The 20,534-nt window shown below is 69.5% G+C and carries 18 protein-coding genes; 7 read left to right on the top strand and 11 right to left on the bottom strand.

The genetic code is table 11. The features are described from left to right. Window position 1: 1 nt before the first annotated feature. The 10 genes from ACGF3C_RS11930 to ACGF3C_RS11885 all read right to left on the bottom strand — a co-directional run bounded on the left by ACGF3C_RS11930 (window position 2) and on the right by ACGF3C_RS11885 (window position 11,535). Entirely contained in the window at window positions 2-1,090 is a 1,089-nt protein-coding gene (locus ACGF3C_RS11930) for a DNA glycosylase AlkZ-like family protein (protein WP_393221266.1), read from the bottom strand. Window positions 1,091-1,160: 70 nt separating this feature from the next. Then, a complete protein-coding gene (locus tag ACGF3C_RS11925) occupies window positions 1,161-1,991 on the bottom strand; it encodes an ABC transporter permease (RefSeq protein WP_393221263.1) in 831 nt (276 codons plus the stop codon). Further along, a complete protein-coding gene (locus ACGF3C_RS11920; RefSeq protein WP_393221259.1) occupies window positions 1,988-2,953 on the bottom strand; it encodes an ATP-binding cassette domain-containing protein in 966 nt (321 codons plus the stop codon). The genes ACGF3C_RS11925 and ACGF3C_RS11920 overlap by 4 nt, the downstream gene beginning before the upstream one ends. A gap of 155 nt (window positions 2,954-3,108) precedes the next feature. Next, window positions 3,109-4,281: an ROK family transcriptional regulator gene (locus ACGF3C_RS11915; RefSeq protein WP_357228126.1), complete on the bottom strand. Its 1,173-nt coding sequence runs from the start codon at window positions 4,279-4,281 to the stop codon at window positions 3,109-3,111. Between the two features lie 202 nt (window positions 4,282-4,483). Continuing rightward, the gene (locus ACGF3C_RS11910) at window positions 4,484-5,587 is read right to left on the bottom strand and encodes a sugar-binding protein (RefSeq protein ID WP_357228102.1); all 1,104 of its coding nucleotides are present in this window, start codon (window positions 5,585-5,587) and stop codon (window positions 4,484-4,486) included. A gap of 52 nt (window positions 5,588-5,639) precedes the next feature. After that, on the bottom strand, window positions 5,640-6,938 hold the full coding sequence (mmsB, locus tag ACGF3C_RS11905; protein WP_357207871.1) for a multiple monosaccharide ABC transporter permease: 1,299 nt from the start codon (window positions 6,936-6,938) through the stop codon (window positions 5,640-5,642). Beyond that, window positions 6,935-8,482, bottom strand: coding sequence for a multiple monosaccharide ABC transporter ATP-binding protein (mmsA, locus tag ACGF3C_RS11900; RefSeq protein ID WP_357207873.1), 1,548 nt, complete (start codon window positions 8,480-8,482; stop codon window positions 6,935-6,937). The genes mmsB and mmsA overlap by 4 nt, the downstream gene beginning before the upstream one ends. A 542-nt stretch (window positions 8,483-9,024) precedes the next feature. Further along, a complete protein-coding gene (locus ACGF3C_RS11895) occupies window positions 9,025-10,203 on the bottom strand; it encodes a glutathione-independent formaldehyde dehydrogenase (protein WP_393221254.1) in 1,179 nt (392 codons plus the stop codon). 72 nt (window positions 10,204-10,275) lie between these two features. Further along, window positions 10,276-10,668, bottom strand: coding sequence for a PPOX class F420-dependent oxidoreductase (locus ACGF3C_RS11890; protein WP_393221251.1), 393 nt, complete (start codon window positions 10,666-10,668; stop codon window positions 10,276-10,278). Window positions 10,669-10,818: 150 nt separating this feature from the next. After that, window positions 10,819-11,535 (bottom strand): SDR family NAD(P)-dependent oxidoreductase, encoded by a 717-nt coding sequence (locus tag ACGF3C_RS11885; protein ID WP_393221248.1) that lies wholly within the window; start codon window positions 11,533-11,535, stop codon window positions 10,819-10,821. Between the two features lie 68 nt (window positions 11,536-11,603). On the opposite strand from ACGF3C_RS11885, the gene ACGF3C_RS11880 reads away from it, so the two are divergent. From ACGF3C_RS11880 to ACGF3C_RS11870, 3 genes are all read left to right on the top strand, one after another. Next, window positions 11,604-12,224 carry a TetR/AcrR family transcriptional regulator gene (locus tag ACGF3C_RS11880; protein WP_355006852.1) on the top strand — a complete coding sequence of 207 codons (621 nt, stop codon included), beginning with the start codon at window positions 11,604-11,606 and terminating at the stop codon, window positions 12,222-12,224. Between the two features lie 111 nt (window positions 12,225-12,335). Then, complete coding sequence (locus tag ACGF3C_RS11875) at window positions 12,336-14,021, top strand: ATP-binding cassette domain-containing protein (RefSeq protein ID WP_393221244.1); 1,686 nt, start codon at window positions 12,336-12,338, stop codon at window positions 14,019-14,021. Beyond that, window positions 14,011-15,477, top strand: coding sequence for an aminotransferase class V-fold PLP-dependent enzyme (locus tag ACGF3C_RS11870; RefSeq protein ID WP_393221241.1), 1,467 nt, complete (start codon window positions 14,011-14,013; stop codon window positions 15,475-15,477). Before ACGF3C_RS11875 ends, ACGF3C_RS11870 begins: the two co-directional genes overlap by 11 nt. 18 nt (window positions 15,478-15,495) lie before the next feature. On the opposite strand, the gene ACGF3C_RS11865 is transcribed toward ACGF3C_RS11870, so the two are convergent. Beyond that, the gene (locus tag ACGF3C_RS11865; protein ID WP_112585399.1) at window positions 15,496-15,894 is read right to left on the bottom strand and encodes a hypothetical protein; all 399 of its coding nucleotides are present in this window, start codon (window positions 15,892-15,894) and stop codon (window positions 15,496-15,498) included. 377 nt (window positions 15,895-16,271) lie between these two features. Here ACGF3C_RS11865 and ACGF3C_RS11860 point away from each other — a divergent pair, with 377 nt between their 5' ends. The 4 genes from ACGF3C_RS11860 (at window position 16,272) to ACGF3C_RS11845 (ending at window position 20,520) form a co-directional block, all read left to right on the top strand. Next, entirely contained in the window at window positions 16,272-17,531 is a 1,260-nt protein-coding gene (locus tag ACGF3C_RS11860) for a family 16 glycosylhydrolase (RefSeq protein WP_393221237.1), read from the top strand. Window positions 17,532-17,701: 170 nt separating this feature from the next. Continuing rightward, entirely contained in the window at window positions 17,702-18,724 is a 1,023-nt protein-coding gene (locus tag ACGF3C_RS11855) for a DUF4331 family protein (RefSeq protein ID WP_357228918.1), read from the top strand. Window positions 18,725-18,974: 250 nt separating this feature from the next. Continuing rightward, window positions 18,975-19,520 (top strand): hypothetical protein, encoded by a 546-nt coding sequence (locus ACGF3C_RS11850; protein ID WP_357205098.1) that lies wholly within the window; start codon window positions 18,975-18,977, stop codon window positions 19,518-19,520. Window positions 19,521-19,596: 76 nt separating this feature from the next. After that, entirely contained in the window at window positions 19,597-20,520 is a 924-nt protein-coding gene (locus ACGF3C_RS11845) for a hypothetical protein (protein WP_393221234.1), read from the top strand. Window positions 20,521-20,534: the final 14 nt, after the last annotated feature.

Raw genomic sequence — 20,534 nt, 5'->3', positions numbered from 1 at the left:
GTCAGGGCAGACCCTCGACGGTGAGCGACAGCCAGGACGCCAGGTCGCGCACCTCCTCGTGCACGGCCCGGGTCACCTCCGGGGTGAACGGCACGTCCTCGTGGACGGCGTGCACGGTGAACATGCCGCGCCGCCGATCGGCAGTGGCGTCCACCTTCCCGACCAGCCGGTCGCCGTGCAGGATCGGCAGCGCGAAGTAGCCCCACCGTCGACTCGCCCTGGGCTTGTACATCTCCAGCACGTACTCGTACTCGAAGAGGTCGGCCAGGCGGACCCGGTCATGCACCAGCCGGTCGAACGGTGACAACAGCGCCGTACGCCCGGTGAAGGGTTGCCCGAGCGCGGCCGGATCCACCCGCCACTCCCCCACGACGCCCTCGATCACCGCCGGCTCCCCCGCGTCACCGACCTCGGCGGGCTCTCCAGGAACGATGACCGCCTTCCGCCGGGCGATGCCCAGAGCCCGCAGCCGCCGCTCGTTGCGAAGCCGGCGCGCCTGCTCCAGCTCGATGACGGGCACCCCGGAGGGATAGACCCGCTCCGCGACGTCCCAGAGCCGCTGCCGCCCCTGGCGGCCCGCGATCGCGACCTCGCCGCGCAGGACCAGGAACTCCAGCATCTGGGTGATGTTGCGGTTGTTCGTCCAACCGGAGGACGGCCAGGGCACGACGCAGGTGTCCGGGATGTCACGGGAGAGCAGTGGGCCACGGCGGCCGAGCAGGTCGAGCACGTCGCGCCGGAACAAGTCGTTGACGCGCAGCCACTCGCGGTGGCGCTCATGACCGGGCGAGACCGCCATCTCGGCGAGGAAGAGCCCCAGGTCATCCATCGGTCGCACCATCGCGTGGTGCTCGAACAGCGTCCGGTCCCGTTCGAGGGCCTCACGCAGGTGCGCTGGCTGGTACGACGAGCCGAGCCGGCTCCAGCAGACGAGGTCGGCGCTGGGCGCGACAGCTGCGGTCGGGTCGATCTGCACCAGCGTCAACTGGCGGACCACGGTCAGCAGGTCGGTCGGACGCGGAGCGGCCAGCAGCTGGGCCCGGATGGCGATCCGCCGCGCCTGGGCCCGGTCGAGTCGGTGCACGTCCACGCCGGTGAGCCTAACGACGCCCACCGACACCGATCGGGCCCGGAGAGGCGAACCCGGCGTCCGTTCGGGCTCAGCCGGCCAGCCGTCGGTACCGGGCCACCGAGAGCGGCAGGAAGACCGCGACCAGAACGAGTGGCCAGAGCACCGCCAGCACCGGGTAGTGCTGGGCCGCCCAGGAGTCGCCACCCCAACCGGGGTTGCCGAACAGCTCACGGGTGGCACCGACGGTCGCCGACAGCGGGTTCCACGCTGCCACCGCACCGAGCCAGGCGGGCATTGTGGACGGTGCGACGAACGCGTTGGAGAGGAATCCGAGCGGAAACTCCAGGGTCTGCACGGCCACCACGGCCGTCTGGCCGCGGGTGACCAACCCGAGGAAGATACCGACCCAGATCAGGGCGAAGCGCAGCAGCAGGATCAACCCCACCGCCGCCAGCGTGGCACCGACCCCACCGTGTGCCCGCCACCCGATCGCGAGACCGGTCAGCAGCAGGACCCCGAGGGTGACCAGCGCGAACAGCATGTCGGCCACCGCCCGGGCCGCCAGCGGCGCCAGCGGTGAGACGGGCATCGATCGGAGCCGGTCGGTCACCCCGCGCTCCAGGTCCTCGGCAACGGCGATCGTGGTGAGACTGATGCCGAAGACCATGGTCATCACGAACATGCCAGGCATCAGGAACTCTCGGTAGCTCCCACCGCCGGGCACCTGCAACGCGCCACCGAACAGGTAGGCGAACATCAGCACGATCAGGATGTTGAAGCCGAGCGAGGCGACCAGCGGGCCGGGATCGCGTCCCCACCGGGCCAGGGCGCGCCAGATCAGCGTGCCGCTGTCGGCCAGGAGGGTGGGCCGGCCGGGCGTCAGATCCACCGGCCGGGCCGGAATGCTCACCGCGCTCATGCCGCCACCTCCGCGGTCGCCGCCCGGTGGCCGGTGAGGTGCAGGAACACATCGTCCAGGGTTGGGCGGCGCAGCGCGACGTCCGCCACCGGGACGTTCACGGCGTCGAGTGCCCGCAACACGTCGACGAGCGCACCGGCCTGGTGGCCGACCCGGACGCTCACCATCCGTCGGTCCACGTCGACAGTCGGTTCGTCGTCGGCCGCCCGGCGTATCTGGGCGACGGCGGCGGCAAGGTCGGTCGGCGCCGCGACGACCACCTCGATGCGATCGCCGCCGAGCCGGGCCTTGAGGTCGTCCGGAGTTCCCTCAGCGATCACCCGGCCGGCCTCGACCACCGAGATCCGGTCGGCGAGTTGGTCGGCCTCGTCCAGTTGCTGGGTGGTCAGCAGCACTGTGGTGCCGGTACGCACCAACTCCCGGACCGACTCCCACACCTCGTTGCGGCCACGCGGGTCCAGCCCGGTGGTGGGCTCGTCGAGGAAGAGGACCGCGGGGGCCAGGATCATGCCGGCCGCCAGGTCGAGCCGTCGGCGCATGCCGCCGGAGTACGTGCTGACCGGCTGCTCGGCGGCGTCGGCGAGACCGAAGCGTTCCAGCAGCTCGACCGCCCGTTGGCGGGGCCGGCGGCGGCCCAGGTGGAACAGCCGGCCGAAGAGCACCAGATTCTGCCGGCCGCTCAGCGCCTCGTCGAGCGCGGGATGCTGTCCTACCAGCCCGATGCGGTAGCGCACCTGATCGGCCTGGTTGGTCACGTCGAAGCCGGCCACCTCGGCACGACCCTCGTCGGGTCGGAGCAGGGTGGTGAGGATCCGTACCGCTGTGGTCTTGCCGGCCCCGTTCGGGCCGAGCAGGCCGCACACGGTTCCCCGCGGCACCCGCAGGTCGAACCCGTCCAGCGCGTACCGGTCCCGATACCGCTTGCGCAGCCCGTGCGCCACTATCGCGTCGGCTCCTGTCATCAGAGCGCTCCCCTCCTGAAACCGTGTCCCCGTTACCGTACAACGTACGATAGTGCGTACGGGAACGCCAGTGAAGGCCCGAGCGAGGGGGCAGAACGGTGCCAGCGGTGAGCATCGCGGCAGACGTTGGATCACACGCCGGTGGAAAGTCGCGGCTACTCGGGGTCGGCGGTCCCGACCTGGCCCACGACACCGACGTTCAACGGGTCGGCCAGGAGTTTGTCGAACGCCAACTCGGCGGCGCCGATCAGAACGGCGTCGCGGCCGAGCGCCGCCGCGCGCAACCGCAGGTGCTCGCGGGAGGCGGGCAGTGGCATGGTGTCGAGCCGGTCCCGGACCACGTCCGCACCGGCGGTGAAGATGTCGCGCAGCGAGCCACCGAACACCACGGCGTCCGGGTTGACCACGTTGACCAGGTTCGCCACGCCGAAACCGAGCCAGTCCGCCACCTGCTCGACGGCCGCGCGGGCGGTCGGGTCGCCGGCAGCCGCGGCGCGCAGGACCTCGGCCACCGCCGCGCGGTCGCTCGGATCACGGCCGGCGTGCCGCAACAGCGCGGCTTCGGAGATCTCGGTTTCCCAGCAGCCGCGTGAACCGCATCCGCACGGCAGGCCGTTGGGGTTGACGACCATGTGGCCGACCTTGCCGCTGTGGCCCCGGTGGCCGATCACCAGTCGGCCGCCGACGATGATGCCGGCGCTGATGCCCAGGTCTCCGTGCAGGTAGATGACGTCGTCGATGCCGACCGCGACGCCCCTGGTGTGCTCGGCCAGGCCGGCGATGTCCGCCAGGTCGCCGGCGACGAAACCAGGCCCGGGGCTGAACTCCGCCTCCAGCGCGACGCCGAGCGTTTCGTCGATGCTGGCGATCCGGAGCCTGCCGTCCGGGTCGCGGGTGGTGTCGGTGACCGCCGCGGCACCGCCGACCAGCAGGCCGTCGCCGGCCACCGAGCGTCCCATGTCACGGACCAGGTCGCCGAGGGGTCCGACGGCGTCGATCGCCGACATGCCGCTGGGGCGAGGGATCTCCCGCAGATCGAGGATCTGCCCGCCCAGGCCGACCCGGGCGGCACGCAGCCGGTCCGCGTCGATGCTCAACGCGTGTGCGTAGACCCGGTCGGAGCGAGGGCTGACCACGAGTGAGGGTCGGCCGGCGCGGCGGGTGGTGGCCGGCACCTCCTCCGTGACCAGGCCGCTGGTGACCAGGTCGGCCGCGAGGGCGCCGATGGTGCTTCGGTTGAGGCCGAGCCGGCTGGTCAGCTCGGCGCGGGACGTCGGTCCGTGCAGGTGGACGTAGCGCAGCACAGCGCCGAGGTTCTGCCTCCGGATCTCCTCCTGGCTGGCGCCGGGGAGCGCCGGAAGCGGGGTTTCCGCGTTGCGGCCGACGCCGGCTGGCCTGGCCCGTACTGGTGTCGCCACGGTCAGACCTCCTTCCGGGTCGAGGCCGGTTGGTGCGGGGGTGCAGGGACGACGATGGGTCCCGGTAGAGGAGACCCGGGACCCATCGGCGTTGCTACCTACCGTGCGGTGATTACTTGGTGAGCGGCGCGAGCTTCGGGTCGTTGGCGTACGCCTCAGCCGCGTTCGCCTTGGTGACGGCGACCGGCGGGAGCAGGTACGTGTCGACGACCTTGCTGCCGTTGTTGTAGGACTCGGTGTCGTTGACCTGCGGCTTGTCGCCGGCCTGGAGAGCCTTGACCATGTTGATGGTCTCCTTCACCAGGTTGCGGGTGTCCTTGTTGATCGTCATGTACTGCTCGCCCTTGACGATCGACTTGACCGACTCGACCTCGGAGTCCTGGCCGGTGACGACCGGGGTCGGCTTGCCAGCACCCTTGACCGAGGTCAGGATGGCGCGGGCCAGCGTGTCGTTCGGGGAGAGGACGCCGTCCAGCTCCTTGTTGCCGTAGGTCGAGGTCAGCAGCTGGTCCATGCGGGCCTGCGCACCCTCGGCCTTCCAGCCCTGGATGGCGGTCTGCTTGACGTCCTTCTGACCCGAGGCGACGACGACGTTGCCCTTGTCGATCTCCGGCTTGAGCACGTCCATCGCGCCGTTGAAGAAGACACCGGCGTTGTTGTCGTCCGGCGAGCCGGAGAACAGCTCGATGTTGTACGGGCCGTTCGGCTTCTTGGCCTTCATGCCGTCCAGCAGGGCCTGGCCCTGGAGCTGGCCGACCTTGAAGTTGTCGAAGGCGACGTAGTAGTCGAGGTCCGGGGTGTTCGTGATGAGCCGGTCGTAGGCGATGACCTTCACACCGGCCGTGTGGGCCGCCGCGACCTGGGTCGACAGCTGCGCGGCGTCGGTCGCGCCGATGACGATGACCTTGGCGCCCTTGGTGACCATGGCGGTGATCTGAGCCTGCTGGTCGGCGACAGTGGTCGACGCGCCGGCGTACTGCACGTCACCCTGGAAGCCGGCCTCCTTGAGACCGTTGCTGAACAGGTCACCGGCGAGGACCCAGTTCTCCGAGGTCTTGGCCGGCAGGGCCACGCCGATCAGCGAGTTCGCCGGGAAGCCCTTGGCGGCCTCGCCGCCGGAGCCGCTGTCGCCGTCGCGGCCGGAACCGCAGCCGGCGAGGGCCAGCATCGCGGCGGCGCTGATGGCCACCACCGAAGTGCCGAAGAATTTACGCATGGTGAGGACTTGCCTTTCTAGATGGTGAGGCGGGTAGAGAGGTCGGTGGCCGTCAGCCGGACACCGCTGCCTTGGCGGGCTCGCGCTCCGCGTCCGGCGGTGAGGCGGGTGGGGCGGAGTCCTCGCGGCGGAACGGCCGCATCAGGCTCCCGATGATGGAGAAGCGCCCCTGGCTCTTGTTGTAGACGTCGATCGCGACGGCCAGCAGCAGGACCAGACCCTTGATGATCTGGACGCGGTCGGTGCCGACACCCATGAGCTGGAGGCCGTTGTTGAGCACGGCCATGACGAGACCACCGACGATGGAGCCGCTGATGGTGCCGATACCGCCGGCGACGGCCGCGCCACCGATGAAGACGGCGGCGATGGCGTCCAGTTCCCAGCCGTTGCCGTCCTGCGGTCCGGAGGCCGCCGAACGGGCCACGAAGATCATGCCGGCCAGGGCAGCCAGGACGGACATGTTCATCATGACGAAGAAGTTGACCCGCTTGAGCTTCACACCGGACAGCTCGGCCGCCCGGGAGTTGCCGCCCACCGCGTAGATGTGCCGGCCACCGGCCGTGTTGCGGGTGTAGAAGGAGTACGCGATGACCAGGACCAGCAGGATGATGCCGGAGATCGGGAAGCTGGTGCCGACGCGACCGCTGGCGAAGCGCAGCGCCGCGAAGGCGATCACGCCGACCATGATGGCCATCCGCAGGATGGAGATCCACATGGGTGCCGGGTCGGCGTCCATCGCCCGTCGGGTCTTGCGGGCCTGGATCTCGCGCCACACCACCGCCAACGCCGCGGCCAGGCCGAGGAGCAGCGTGGCGTTGTTGTAGCCGGTGTTCGGGCCGAACTCGGGCAGGAAGCCGGAGCCGATCTCCCGGAAGCCCTCCGGCACCGGGACGGTGCTGGCGTTACCGATGAACTGGTTGCCGCCCCGGAAGAGCAGCATGCCCGCCAGGGTGACGATGAACGCCGGCACACCGATGTAGGCCACCCAGAAGCCCTGCCAGGCGCCGATCGCCGCGCCGATGGCGAGGCCGAACACGATGGCAGCGGGCCAGGGAAGGTCCCACTCGGTCATCGACTTGGCGACCAGGATGCCGGCGAAGGCCGCGACGGAGCCGACCGACAGGTCGATGTGCCCGGCCACGATCACCATGAGCATGCCGATGGCCAGAATCAGAATGTACGAGTTCTGCTGGAACAGCGCGATCAGGTTGTCCGACCGCAGGGTGAGGCCGTCGGTCAGGATCTGGAACAGGACGACGATCGCCACCAGGGTGAAGATCATTCCGAACTGGCGAGCGTTGGAGGTGGTGCCTCCGAACAGGTTCTTCTGAAGGTCCTTCAATCGGCTCATCGTGTGGCCATCTTCTTCGTCGAGGTCATCTGCTTCATGAGGGTTTCCGGGGTGGCGTCGGCCCGGGCGATCTCGCCCGTGATGGCGCCTTCGAACACGGTGTAGATGCGGTCGCACAGCCCGATCAGCTCAGGCAGCTCCGAGGAGATGACGATGACGCCCTTCCCCTGGTCGGCGAGCCGCTGGATGATGCCGTAGATCTCGTACTTGGCACCCACGTCGATGCCGCGCGTCGGCTCGTCCAGGATCAGCAGGTCCGGGTCGGTGAACATCCACTTGGCCAGGACGACCTTCTGCTGGTTGCCGCCGGAGAGCTTGGAGACGCTCTCGTCGACCGTCGGGGCCTTGGTCCGCAACTCCTTGCGGTACGACTCAGCCGCCTGGTATTCCTCGACCTCGTTCAGGACGCCGTGGTGCGTGATCTTGGACAGCTTGGCGGCCACCGTCGACGTCTTGATGTCGTCGAGCAGGTTGAGGCCGATCGCCTTGCGGTCCTCGCTGACGTAGGCGAGGCCGTTGTCGATGGCATCCGCCACCGACTTCAGGACGATCTCCTTGCCGTCCTTGATGATCGTGCCCGACTCGAACACCCCGTAGGAGCGGCCGAAGACACTCATCGCGAGTTCCGTGCGGCCCGCGCCCATGAGACCGGCGAAGCCGACGATCTCGCCACGGCGCACCACGAAGCTCTCGTTCTTGCAGACCTGCCGCTCGGCGGAGATCGGGTGCCGGACGTTCCAGTCGCGGACCTCGAAGAAAACGTCGCCGATCTTCGGGGTGTGGTCCGGGAACCGGCTGCTCAACTCGCGGCCGACCATGCCCCGCACGATCCGGTCCTCGTCGACCCCGTCCGCCTTGACGTCGAGGGTCTCCACGGTCCGGCCGTCGCGCAGGATGGTGATCTGGTCGGCGATCGCCTCGATCTCGTTCAGCTTGTGCGAGATCATGATCGAGGTGATGCCGCGGGAGCGGAACCCGCGCAGCAGGTCCAGCAGGTGCTTGGAGTCGGCCTCGTTGAGCGCCGCAGTGGGCTCGTCGAGGATGAGCAGCTTCACGTCCTTGGCGAACGCCTTGGCGATCTCGACGAGCTGCTGCTTGCCGACCCCGATGTCCTTGATCAGGGTGTCCGGGTCCTCTTCCAGGCCGACCCGGGCCATCAGGTCCAGCGCCATCCGGTTCGCGGCCTTCCAGTCGATCGCGCCCCGCTTGCGCGGTTCGTTGCCGAGGAAGATGTTCTCGGCGATCGACATCCCTGGAATGAGCGCGAGCTCCTGGTGGATGATCACGATGCCGGCGTTCTCACTGGCCCGGATGTCGGAGAACTTGCTCTCCGACCCCTGGTAGATGATCTTGCCGTCGTAGGTGCCGTGTGGGTACACCCCGCTGAGGACCTTCATCAGGGTGGACTTGCCCGCACCGTTCTCGCCGCAGATGGCATGGATCTCGCCGGCGCGAACCACCAGGTTGACGTCGGAGAGGGCCTTGACTCCGGGGAACTCCTTGGTGATGGAGCGCATCTCAAGGAGGGTGGGCACGTTGCTCATTGCTCGTACCACCTCGCCAACGTCATCGGTTGCCTCCGGAAGGTTGAACCTTCACTTGGTTTTGTTGTTGACGGCAACGTATTGCGGCCGGAGGGCCATCCGCAAGGCGAGGGACTGTTGAAAAAGTAACAATCCGGCAATATCGACGTAGCAGAGTATTCGCCTGTCACTGCTACCTCAGGAGCCCCTTCGGGCACCTTGGCCTGCCGGTGGCAACGTTGTCAAATGTAGCGCGGCGGCTCGATCGGCTCGGGTCATCCTCGACAGGCCCGCCACCAGGCACGATCCACTACCCGCCGAGCGCGGGCGGTGGGCGGGCGATCTCGTCGTCATCGAGTGATCGTGATTCGGCCAGGACCCCGACGTCGCACCCACGACGCGACGACGGCCGATGGCCGACGGTGTGACCCACGCCTCGGTCCTGAGGCCCGATCGACGGTGATCGTCTCGTCAGGTGCGCGACCAGGAGGGGGACGTGCGACTTAACGTCCCTTAAGTGCGGATCGGGCCGGTTGCGCCACCGCCCCTCCCACGTCGACGGCTCAGGACGGGCGCAGCACCGCCTTGATCACCCCGTCCTCCCGGCGGTCGAAGCGGCGGTACAGGTCGGGGGCGTCGGCCAGAGTGCCGTGGTGAGTGACGATCACGCTGGGCCGTGCCCGACCGGCGACCACCAGGTCCCGCAGCAGGACCGTGTAGCGGCGGTCGTGGGTGCGACCGAAGCGGACCGCGACCCCCTTGCTGAACAGCGCACCCCAGGGCGCGACCAGGTTCTCGTGACCGTCCGCGCCGGGACCGGGGTGCGGGTCCCGGTCCGGATAGACGCCCGCGACCGCGATCGCACCGGCGGGGTTGACCAGCCGGGCCGCGTCGGCGATCACCTGGTTCGGACGCTCCCGTGCGGGGTGCTCCCGGTCGCGGGCCTGGAACCCGACCGCGTCGATGACCTTGTCGACCCCACCCAGTTTCTCCTCGCCGAGCGGCAGCCCGGTCCGGGCCCTGTCGGCGCGGATCTGCTCGACCGGGTCGCCCCGGCGAAAGTCGATCGGCACGGCGCCGATCTCGCCGGCCTTGTCGAGTCGGGCGTCGACCCCGTCGACGGAGTACACCACCCGGGCGCCTCGGAGCAGCGCCGCGTAGGCGCCCAGCAGACCGATGGTGCCCGCGCCGAACACCGCCACTGTGTCACCGGGCTCGACCTCGGCGAGGGAGGCGGCGGCATGCCACCCGGTGACGAACGCGTCGGCGAGCAGCACGAAGTCGTCCTCGTACGCGTCCCCCGGCTCGCCCGGGAGGGCCACGCAGTTGGCGTCGGCCCACGGCACGCGCAGCAGGTCGGCCTGCGCGCCCCGGTACGGACCCATCCCCGCGTAGCCGTATGCCGCGCCCGGCCCCTCGGCCCGGGCCCGTAGACAGGCCGCCGAGAGCCCGCGGGCACACATCACACACGTCCCGCAGAACAGGTGCGTGGGGATCACCACCCGGGTCCCCGGCCGGACGGTCTGCACCGCGGCGCCCACCTCCTGCACCACGCCGAGCGGTTCGTGACCGAGCACCAGGCCGGGTTCGGCGCTGGTCCGTCCGTCGTACATGTGCAGGTCGGTACCGCACAGGGCGGTGGAGGTGATCCGCACGAGCGCGTCGGTCTCCGCCTCCAGCATCGCGTCGGGCACCTCCCGCACCGCGACCGTCCGGACGTCCGTGTAGACGACGGCTCTCATCCCGGCTCTCCTGTTCCGCGGTGGAACGGCCGGTCTTCCCCTGACCGGGCCATTCATACCCACCGCCGACTGTCAGCCCATCGACCGCACCCGGTCGGGCTCGATGGTCAGAATGATCCGGACCTGGTCCTGGCCACCGAACCACGGGTACGGCCCACCGAGGTAACGCTGCGCCAACTGGTCGATGTGCTCGGCGGCGCCCTCGGTGCTGGTGCGCACCACCCGTCCCCGGACCTCGTGGTAGCGACCCGGCTTCTGCGGGTCGGAGATCGCCACCGCCACCCGTGGGTCCCGCCGGACGTTCCGGGTCTTCTGGTGGGTCTCCACGGTGTTGATCAGAATGTGCGTGCCGTCGGTGTCCACCCAGGTCTGGGTGAGCTGTGGCGAGCCGTCGGGCATCAGCGTCGTGACGAAGCAGGTGCTCGGCTCGCGCAGCAACGTGAGCAGGTCGTCGGGCAGATCCACGGCAGGGTCTCCTTCCGGGTGACCAACCTCGTGTTGATCACGCGCCAACGGTCGCACGGAATGATCAACGCCGCCGGGCAGATCCACACGAGCGGCGCGAATCTGCCCGCCACTTCAGCCGAACCTGCGGCCCGCGCGGTGTCCGAGGGATCAGTGACCGGCGTTCTGCCCGCCGTCGACGTGCAGGATCTCGCCGGTGACGAACGGTGCGGACTCGAGGTAGACCACGGCGTCGACGACATCGCTCGTCTCGCCCATCCGGCCCACCGGGTGCAGACCCGCGAGCGTCTGGTGCGTCTGGACCGGGTGCATCGGGGTCTTGATGACGCCGGGTGCGACGGCGTTGACCCGGACACCGCGACCGGCGTACTCGATGGCCAGCGACTTGGTCGCCGAGCTGAGGCCACCCTTGGTCAATGACGCGAGCACCGACGGGACGTTCGAGTTGGGCTGGTCGACGAAGCTCGTCGTGATGCTGACGACGTGACCGGCCCCGCTGGCCAGCAGGTGCGGCATCGCGCGCTGGGTGAGGTGGAAGAACCCGGCGAGGTTGATCCCGGTGACCTGCTCGAAGTCCTCGTCGGTGTAGTCGGTGAATGGCTTGGCGACGAAGACGCCGGCGTTGTTCACCAGGGTGTCTATCCGCCCGAACCGGTCCACTGCGGCACGCACCACCCGCTCCGCGGTGTCGGCCTCGGCGATGTCACCCCGGACCGTGACGATCTCCGGGTCGTCGGACGCGCCGATCGACCGAGAGGTTGCCACGACGCCGTACCCCAGCTTGCGGTAGGCGTCCACGAGGCCGGCGCCGATGCCCTGGGAAGCGCCGGTGATCACGACGACCTTCTGGCCCTGAGTGCTGTTCATGAGGAAACCACCTTCACTAGACGACTGGTCGACTAAAAGCTAGCCGACCGGTCGTGTATCGTCGAGGCATGGGTCGGACCAGTGACGCGAAGAACAAAATCCTCGACGCGGCCGCCACGCTCATCGAGCAGCGCGGCTACACGGCGCTCGGGGTCGCCGAGATCTGCGCGGCGGCGGGGGTGCCGAAGGGCAGCTTCTACTACTTCTTCGAGTCCAAGCAGGCGCTCGCCCGCACCGTCATCGACGAGCACTGGGTCACCCAGCGCCGCCAGTGGGAGCAGTTGCTCGGCAGCGAGCGCGACCCGCTACAGCGACTCCGGGACCTGTTCGAGGCCACCGAGGAGGTCCAGCGCGTCGGCCAGCAGAAAGCCGGAGTGGTCGCGGGCTGCCTGTTCGGCAACCTCGCCCTCGAACTCAGCAACCAGGCCGAGGAGATCCGCGGTCGACTCCAGGAGATCTTCGAGGAGCAGATCGGCCTCATCGAGCAGGTCGTCGCCGAGGCCAAGGAGCGCGGCCTGGCGGGCCCGTCGGTCGACAGCCGGGAGGCCGCCCGATCGATAGTCGCGCAGATCGAGGGGCGGGTCCTGCTCGCGAAGCTGCTCAACGATCCGACCCAGCTGGAAACGTTGTGGCGCAACTGCCTCGACCTCCTCCAGGTGCCGGCACAGGCACGGACCACCACCGGCTGAACGGACGACTGTCGCTGACCGTCCACTCCGGGCGCACTGCGCGGCCGCTCAGTAACATCGACGAGGCACGATTTTCAGGCGGACCACTCCCGACCGGATCGAGCACTCGACATGACGACCGAGCAGACCACGTCTCCCCCACGTGCCGGTGTCGGCATCGCCGCTCAGGGGCTGGGCCAGAGCGTCCGGAGCGGTCGCCAGATCCTGACCGACATCTCGGTGAGCGTCGCGCCGGGTGAGCTGGTCGCGATCATCGGTGCCAGCGGCGCCGGCAAGACCACCCTGCTGGAGATCCTCTCCGGGGTACAGCGCCCGGTGGCGGGCACCGTCACGTACGACGGCAACACCACCGCCGGCACCATCGGTGTCGTTCCCCAGGACGACATCATCCACCGCGAGCTGCCCCTGGCCCGCACCCTGCGGTACGCGGCCCGACTGCGCCTCCCCTCCACCGCCGGGCCGGCCGAGATCAGTGACCGGGTCGCGGAGGTGCTCGCCGAGCTGCGACTCACCGACCGGGCCACCACGCCGGTCGGCCTGCTCAGCGGCGGCGAACGCAAGCGCGCCAGCATCGCCGTCGAGCTGCTCACCCGACCCGGCGTGTTCTTCCTGGACGAGCCCACCTCCGGATTGGACCCGGCGATCGCCGTGGAGCTGCTCCGGGTGCTCCGCGCGCTCGCCGACACGGGCACCACCGTCGTGCTGACCACTCATCAGGTCACCGACGTGGACCACTGCGACAGTGTCGTCGTGCTGACCCGTCAGGGCCGGTTGGCGTTCACCGGCACCCCGACCGCCGCCCGGGAGTTCTTCGGCCTGCGGTCCCTGGCCGAGGTGCACCTCCGGCTCGACGAAGCGACGCAGCCGGCCGAGTGGCCCGATCGCTTCGCCGAGCGGCGCGCGGCCGAACAGCCGCCCCGTACGCCCGACGGGGGTGACGTCGCCGCGACGCCGTCCCGGCCCGTCGGCCGGCTGCGCCAGTGGGCGGTGCTCACCGCGCGCAACACGGAGATCGTCGTCCGTAACCGACTGACGTTGGCGATCCTGCTCGGCTCGCCGCTGATGGTGCTCGGCATGTTCGCGCTGCTGTTCCGCCCGGGGGCGTTCGAGCCGACCAGACCCAGCCCGACGGTCACCGTGATGATCCTGTTCTGGATCGCGTTCGGCGGCTTCTTCTTCGGGCTGACCTACGGGCTCCTCCAGATCTGCACCGAGCTGCCGATCCTGCGCCGGGAGCGGCTGGCCGGGGTCCGGCTGGTCCCGTACCTGTTGGCGAAGGTGGCGGTGCTGCTGCCGCTGCTGGCCCTGGTGGACCTGGCCCTGCTCGGGGTGCTGCGCGGCATGGACCGGCTGCCGCCGGTCGGCGGCGCCGACTTCGCCGCCCTGTACGCGACACTGCTGCTCTCTTCGGCGGCGGCGCTCGCCCTCGGTCTGCTCTGCTCGGCGGCCGTGTCCGACGCGGCCCAGGCGACGCTCATGCTGCCGATGCTCTGCTTCCCACAGGTGCTGTTCGTCGGCGCGATCCTGCCGGTGCCGGCGATGGCGGTCGGCGGTCAGTGGCTCAGCTACGCGATGTCGAACCGGTGGGCGTTCGAGGGCCTGGGACACACCGCCGGGGTGGAGCGGCTCTGGCGCGACGGCGGCTCCCCGCTCGGCCCGCCGCTGCTGGCCACGTACGGCGACAGCTTCTCCCGGCCGGTGTGGGTCGACTGGCTGGTGCTCGGCGGTTTCGTGCTGCTCTTCCTGGGCGCGGCCTGGGCGGTCCTGCTCCGACGGGATCCCCGCCGTGCGTCCTGACCCGACGCCCCCCGCCTCCCCCAGGGCGCTGCCGGGATACGCCGCCACCGGCCGGATCGACGAGCTGCGCGCCACCGAGTACCGGCACCTGGACACCGACGGGCAGGTGTACCTCGACTACGCCGGAGCCGGGGTGGCCGCCCAGGCGCAGGTTCGCGCCCACCACGACCGGTTGCTCGCCAGCCTCTACAGCAACCCCCACTCGGAGAACCCCACGAGCGTGGCGGCGGGCTCGCTGGTGGAGTCGGCGCGACGCGCGGTGCTCGACTTCTTCCGCGCCGACCCGGACGAGTACGCGGTCATCTTCACCCCGAACGCCAGCGGCGCCTGCCGGCTGGTCGGCGAGGCGTACGACTTCGGCCGGGCCGCGCCGCTGGTGCTCACCTGGGACAACCACAACTCGGTCAACGGCATCCGCGAGTACGCCCGGTCGGCTCGCGCGTCCGTACGCTACCTGCCGCTGAACGGGCCGGAACTGCGGATCGCCGAGTCGGACCTGGTCGCGGCGCTCGACGCCGGCCGGGGTGGCCTGACCCGCCGGTGGAGCCGGCCCGGTCGTCGCGGGCTGTTCGCCTACCCGGCGCAGAGCAACTTCTCCGGGGTACAGCACCCGCTGGGCTGGGTGGAGCTGGCCCAGCAGCGGGGCTACGACGTGCTGCTCGACGCGGCCGCCTTCGCGCCGACGAACCGGCTGGACCTCAGCGTCGTCCGACCGGATTTCGTCTGTCTGAGCTGGTACAAGCTCTTCGGCTACCCCACGGGGGTCGGCGCGCTGCTGGCCCGCCGTTCGGCGCTGGCCCGGTTGCGCCGGCCGTGGTTCGCCGGCGGCACGATCCGCGCGGTGAGCGTGCAGGGCGACTGGCACCGGCCGATGGACGACGAGTCGGCGTTCGAGGACGGCACGCTCAACTTCCTGAGCATCCCGGACGTGGAGTTCGGGTTGCGCTGGCTCGACTCGATCGGCGTGGACCTGGTCCACGCCCGGGTCGGCCTGCTCACCGAGTGGTTGCTGGAGCGGTTGGCCACCCTGCGGCACGACACCGGCGGGTCGCTGGTCCAGGTGTACGGGCCGACGACGGGTGCGGGGCGCGGTGGCACCGTGACCTTCAACCTCCGTCACCCGGACGGCACGCTGGTCGACGAACGGCTCGTGGCGCGGGAGGCGGCAGCGGCGGGCCTCTCCCTGCGTACCGGCTGTTTCTGCAATCCGGGCGCGGCCGAGGGCGCGTTCGGGATGAGCCGGACGTCGATGCGGCAGCGGTTGTTGGCGGGGGTCGACACGATCGACCAGTACCTCACCGCGCTGGGGCTGCCGACGGGCGGCGCGGTCCGCGTCTCGTTCGGACTGGCCTCGACCGCGACCGACGCGGAGCGCCTCGTCGACTTCGTCCAGTCGACCTACCTCAACCGGAGGGCCGGTACGGAGTCACCACTGCCACCTCGGCTGCGCTGCTGACCTGCCCGACCCGGCCGACTAGCTGACCTGGGCCACCGGCGCGGGGCGGTGCTTGATCTCCTCCATGAACGGGAACCGGGCGGTCAGCTCGGCGAACGTCAGGCCGGCCCGCCAGGCAGCGGCCACCTGGGCGACCTGCACCAGGTCCATGACGTCGCCGCGGGCGAGAACCTCTCCCGAGACGCGCAGGTCAATCATGAAGTACCGGGCCTGCGATCCCAGCCCCACGCAGACCACGCCCTCGTCGGAGTGCAGCTCGGCGCAGGTGAACCGGGCCCGCCCCTGCTCCGGCGCGGTCACCCGGCCGACGTCGAGCCCGTGGCGGGCAGCAGTTTCGATCAGCGCGGGGGCCAGGCCACCCCGCTCGACCAGATCCGGGTAGAGGCGCACACCCAGCGCCGTCGACGCCTCGCTCATGACTGACTCCCACTTCCTTGTGACAGAGACCAGCAGCGCGCAGGTTACGGGAAAGTTTCCGGCACGCCTCGTCATCCTGTCCCGCGTGGACGCCCCACGGCAATAGGAAGGGTCGATTCGACCGCTATCGAGTAACCCTCGGCCGCGCCGAGCTCCTTCGATGGGTCGACGTCGTCCATCTCGGAGCCATCGAGCGATGCCACTGCGACGAGCGACGTCGGCACTGCACCGCTCACTCGTCAGCATCGGGCGGTAACGGACGGTCGTTATATTGGAAACACTCTTGACAGAAGGACATGATATCGACATGCTTCGCTTAGAGAGCGCTCTCTATCCTGGTAAACCGCCTCCATCACCCCCAAGCTGAGGAGCCTCCCGTGTTCACAGCCCGGCCCAGCCTCCGCTTCCGCCCGCTCGTACTCCTGGCGGCCACCCTCGTCGCGACCGCGACGGCGCTCGTCGTCCCGGCGCACCCCGACCGGGCCGAGGCCGCCATCGGTCCCATCAGCTGGCAGGACGAGTTCAACTCCCCCGCCGGCACGCCCGTCGACCAGAACAAGTGGCGGTTCGACACCGGCGGTGGCGGCTGGGGCAACAACGAGCGGCAGTACTACACGAACAGCACCAGCAACGCGGTCCATGACGGCCAGGGCAACCTGGTCATCACCGCCCGCCGGGACAATCCCGCCAACTACCAGTGCCACTACGGGCGCTGCGAGTACACGTCGGCGCGGTTGCTGACGGCGGCCACCTTCACCCAGACGTACGGGCGGTTCGAGGCCCGGATCAAGATCCCGCGTGGTCAGGGCATCTGGCCGGCCTTCTGGATGCTCGGCACCGGCGGCGGGTGGCCCGACGCCGGCGAGATCGACGTCATGGAGAACATCGGCCGGGAGCCCAACACCGTCTACGGCACCGTGCACGGGCCCGGCTACTCCGGAGCCGGTGGCATCACTGGCAGCCGCACCATCGGCTCACCGCTCGCCGACACCTTCCACACCTACCGGGTGGACTGGGAGCCGAACGTCATCACCTGGTACGTCGACGGGGTGCAGTACCACCGGGTCGATCCCGCTCGGCTCGGTGGCAACCGCTGGGTGTTCGACCACCCCTTCTTCATGATCCTCAACGTCGCGGTCGGCGGTAACTGGCCCGGCTACCCCGACGGCTCGACCCAGTTCCCGCAGCAGATGCTCGTCGACTACGTCCGGGTGTCCAGCTACACCTCGGGTGGCGGGGGCGACCCCACTCCGGGCACCAACCGGATCAGGGGCGCGCAGAGCGGTCGCTGCATCGACATCCCCGGCGCCGACCCGGTCGAGGGCGCAAAGCTCCAGATCTGGGACTGCAACACCACGGCGGCCCAGAGCTGGACCTTCGCGTCCGACGGGACCGTCCGGGCGATGGGCAAGTGCATGGACCCGGCCTGGGCCGGCACCGCCAACGGCACCGAGGTCAACCTGGTCAGCTGCAACGGCAACACCGCGCAACGCTTCACCCTCAACGGCGCCGGCGACCTGGTCAACCTCAACGCCAACAAGTGCGTCGACGTACGGGAGGCCAACCCCAACAACGGTGGCAAGCTGCACCTGTGGGACTGCCTCGGCGCCGCCAACCAGAAGTGGTCCCGCATCTGATCACCCGAGCACCAAGGCGTGGGCCGTCCGAGGAGTCACTCGGGCGGCCCATCGCCGTAGCGACCTTCGCCCACCTCGTCGAACCGGATTGACTCGATGGGCGGGGAGGCCAGGCTCATGACCACTATGTTCGTATTAGTCCTGAATCCGGCAGTCCCGGGAGTGAGCTCATGTCGCACCACCTCGATACACCCCTGGCCGCTCAGGGCGGCCAGTTGTACATCGACGACCTGTACGTCTTCAACGGTGACCGCGCCACCGTGTTCGTCATGGACGTCAACAGCTCGGTGACAAAGGCCGACATCAAGCGCGGCTTCCACGCCGAGGCGCGTTACGAGATCAAGATTCACATCAACGGCACCGAGGCGGAGGACCTGACGTACCGGTTCGCCTTCGGCGAGCCGGACGGCGACGCCCGGCAGACCCTCCAGCTGTACGAGCTCACCGGCGCGGACGCCCGCGACGACGCCGCGATGGGCACCCCCATCGCCGAGGGGCGAACCGGCGAGGTGACGACCGGCGGCAACGTCCGGATCTGGGCCGGGCGGATCGCCGACCCCTTCTTCGTCGACCTCGACGAACTCGCCACCATCAACGGCGCGGTCAAGAACGGTTCGCGGGTGGACCGCTCGGCGTGGCGGGTAGACCAGGCCAAGAACAGCTTCGCCGGCACCACCGTCGAGTCGATCGTCCTCGAGGTCTCCCACGACGAGCCGCTGCTGCGCGACGGCACCGAGATCGGCGTGTGGTGCCGCACCATGCTGGCCACCGACGCGGGCGGGTGGCGCCAGATCAACCGCGCCGGCCACCCCATGATGTGGCCGATCTTCTGGCCCCACGACACCGACTTCTCCGACCCCGCCAACTTCCGGCACCCCGGCAACGACCTCGCCGAGGGCGGGGAGGAGATCGCGAACGCGGTCGCCGGGGTGGTCAAGGCGAACGGCACCGCACCGGATCCGCAGGCGTACGGCTGGAGCGTCGCCCGGCAGCTCTACCCCGACCTGCTGTCGTACAAGGTCGGCACGGCAGCGAACTTCGGCTTCGCGGTCCGCAACGGACGAACCCTTGCCGACAACGCGCCCGAGGTGATGTTCTCCCTGGTCCTCAACACCGGCACCACTGCCGGCCTCACCTCGGAGGTCACCAAGGCCGCGCGTTCCGCCACGTTCCCGTACGTGGTCGCGGCCTGAATCCGCTCGTAGGGCTCGGCGGCCGGTACGGCGCCGAGCCCTTGCCGTGCGCGCCCGCCGTGAGGGCCCAGCACGCGCAGGGGCCATCAACGCTTGTGCTCGACGCACACACCACGCCACCACACCCAGGGTCGAGCACGATCACCGAAGGCCCACCGGGTGACGCTCGAGCTATTCCAGCCCGTATGGGCGTTTTGCGTAGATAGTCTCTTAAGTGCTTCCCAGCGCTCTTTAGGACAAAGGAGACTCGATGCGTAGAAAGATTCTCGCGGGCTTGGCCGGCGTCGCCGCCGTCGTCGCGCTCGCCGGACCGGCCGCCGCGGACACCACGGGCGACACGATCGTGACCCTCACCGTCGACGCCGCCGGCGGCCTGTCGATCACCGTGCCGGCGACGGCCAACATCGGTCACGGCATTGAGGGCTCGACCGTCACCGGTCTGCTCGGCCCGGTCACCGTGCTGGACCAGCGAGGTTCGCTCACCCCCAACTGGACCGCCAGCGTCATCTCCACCGACTTCACCACCGGTGGCGGCTCCTCCGGAGAGACGATCCCGAACATCAACGTTCTGTACTGGTCCGGCCCCGCCACGGCGACCGCCGGCACTGGCACCTTCACGCCGGGCCAACCCACGGCGGCCCAGCAGGTGATCATCAATGTCCCTCGGACGGCGATGACCCACACCGGCGGCACCGGCAACAACTTCGCCACCTGGAACCCCACCCTGGTGGTGAACATCCCCGTCGGCACCGTCCAGGGTGTCTACACCGGGACGGTGACACATTCGGTGTTCTGAGCCGCTCGGCCGGCTGGTGCTGCTGGCCTCGGTCGCCCTCGTGGCGCTCGGGGTTTCGGCGGCACCAGCCGTTGCCGTGCGGGAGCAGCGACAGGACCCGGCCGAGGAAGCCGCGATCAGCATCCGGATGCTGGACATCCCGGCCAGTCGGGTACAGGACCCGAGGGCCCAGGTCTACATCGTGGATCACCTGAAACCCGGCACGACGATCAACCGCCGGGTCGAGGTGCAGAACACCTCCGCCGAGGTGCAGAAGATCGATTTCTATTCCGGAGCCGCTTCGGTCGAGAACAACGCCTTCACCGTGCCCGAGGGGCGTACGGGTAACGAACTGAGCGGGTGGATCCGGCTGAAGACCGCCACGATGCGGCTGGACCCGGGCGAGCGCCGACCGGTCGAGGTCGAGGTCGCCGTGCCGAAGAAGGCGTCGAAGGGCGAGCGGTACGCCGCGATCTGGGCGCAGGTCACCAGCACGAAGGAGCGCACCGGCAACGTCACCCAGATCCACCGGGTGGGCATCCGGGTCTACCTCGACATCGGTCCCGGTGGTGAGCCGCCAACGGACTTCCGGATCGAAGGGTTGGCCGCCGAGCCGGGCGCCGGTGAATTCCCCGTGGTCACCGCGAAGGTCACCAATACCGGCGAACGTGCGCTGGACATGACAGGCACCCTGTCGCTGACCAAGGCGGCGGTCGAGGCCGGTCCGTTCAAGGTGACCAACGGCGTGACGATCCTGCCCGGCCAGAGCGGTCAGGTCCGGATCGAGGTCAACCAGGCCCTGCCCGCCGGAACCTGGGACGTGCACGCGAAGCTCGCCAGCGGCACCGTGGAACGCACCGCGACCGGGAAGATCGTCCTACCCGTCGCGGCGCCGATGACTGTCGCGACGTCCAGCGGGCCGAGTTGGCTGGTCTACACGGTCGGCGGCATCGCCCTGCTGGTGCTGGTCACCCTTGGTGGCTGGTACCTCGTCCGCCGACGCCAGGCCCAGTGGGCCTGACCACCCACCCACAC

Source organism: Micromonospora sp. NPDC047762 (assembly GCF_043204655.1).
Lineage (GTDB): Bacteria > Actinomycetota > Actinomycetes > Mycobacteriales > Micromonosporaceae > Micromonospora.
Note: the sequence above shows the minus strand (reverse complement) of the source record. Positions and strands in the feature narration are given on the sequence as shown.

Excerpts from the sequence above, each read along its gene's own strand:
- ACGF3C_RS11925 (WP_393221263.1), bottom strand. The coding sequence starts at position 1,991 with ATGAGCGCGGTGAGCATTCCGGCCCGGCCGGTGGATCTGACGCCCGGC.
- ACGF3C_RS11920 (WP_393221259.1), bottom strand. The coding sequence starts at position 2,953 with ATGACAGGAGCCGACGCGATAGTGGCGCACGGGCTGCGCAAGCGGTAT.
- ACGF3C_RS11910 (WP_357228102.1), bottom strand. The coding sequence starts at position 5,587 with ATGCGTAAATTCTTCGGCACTTCGGTGGTGGCCATCAGCGCCGCCGCG.
- mmsB (WP_357207871.1), bottom strand. The coding sequence starts at position 6,938 with ATGAGCCGATTGAAGGACCTTCAGAAGAACCTGTTCGGAGGCACCACC.
- mmsA (WP_357207873.1), bottom strand. The coding sequence starts at position 8,482 with ATGAGCAACGTGCCCACCCTCCTTGAGATGCGCTCCATCACCAAGGAG.
- ACGF3C_RS11895 (WP_393221254.1), bottom strand. The coding sequence starts at position 10,203 with ATGAGAGCCGTCGTCTACACGGACGTCCGGACGGTCGCGGTGCGGGAG.
- ACGF3C_RS11885 (WP_393221248.1), bottom strand. The coding sequence starts at position 11,535 with ATGAACAGCACTCAGGGCCAGAAGGTCGTCGTGATCACCGGCGCTTCC.
- ACGF3C_RS11880 (WP_355006852.1), top strand. The coding sequence starts at position 11,604 with ATGGGTCGGACCAGTGACGCGAAGAACAAAATCCTCGACGCGGCCGCC.
- ACGF3C_RS11875 (WP_393221244.1), top strand. The coding sequence starts at position 12,336 with ATGACGACCGAGCAGACCACGTCTCCCCCACGTGCCGGTGTCGGCATC.
- ACGF3C_RS11865 (WP_112585399.1), bottom strand. The coding sequence starts at position 15,894 with ATGAGCGAGGCGTCGACGGCGCTGGGTGTGCGCCTCTACCCGGATCTG.
- ACGF3C_RS11855 (WP_357228918.1), top strand. The coding sequence starts at position 17,702 with ATGTCGCACCACCTCGATACACCCCTGGCCGCTCAGGGCGGCCAGTTG.
- ACGF3C_RS11850 (WP_357205098.1), top strand. The coding sequence starts at position 18,975 with ATGCGTAGAAAGATTCTCGCGGGCTTGGCCGGCGTCGCCGCCGTCGTC.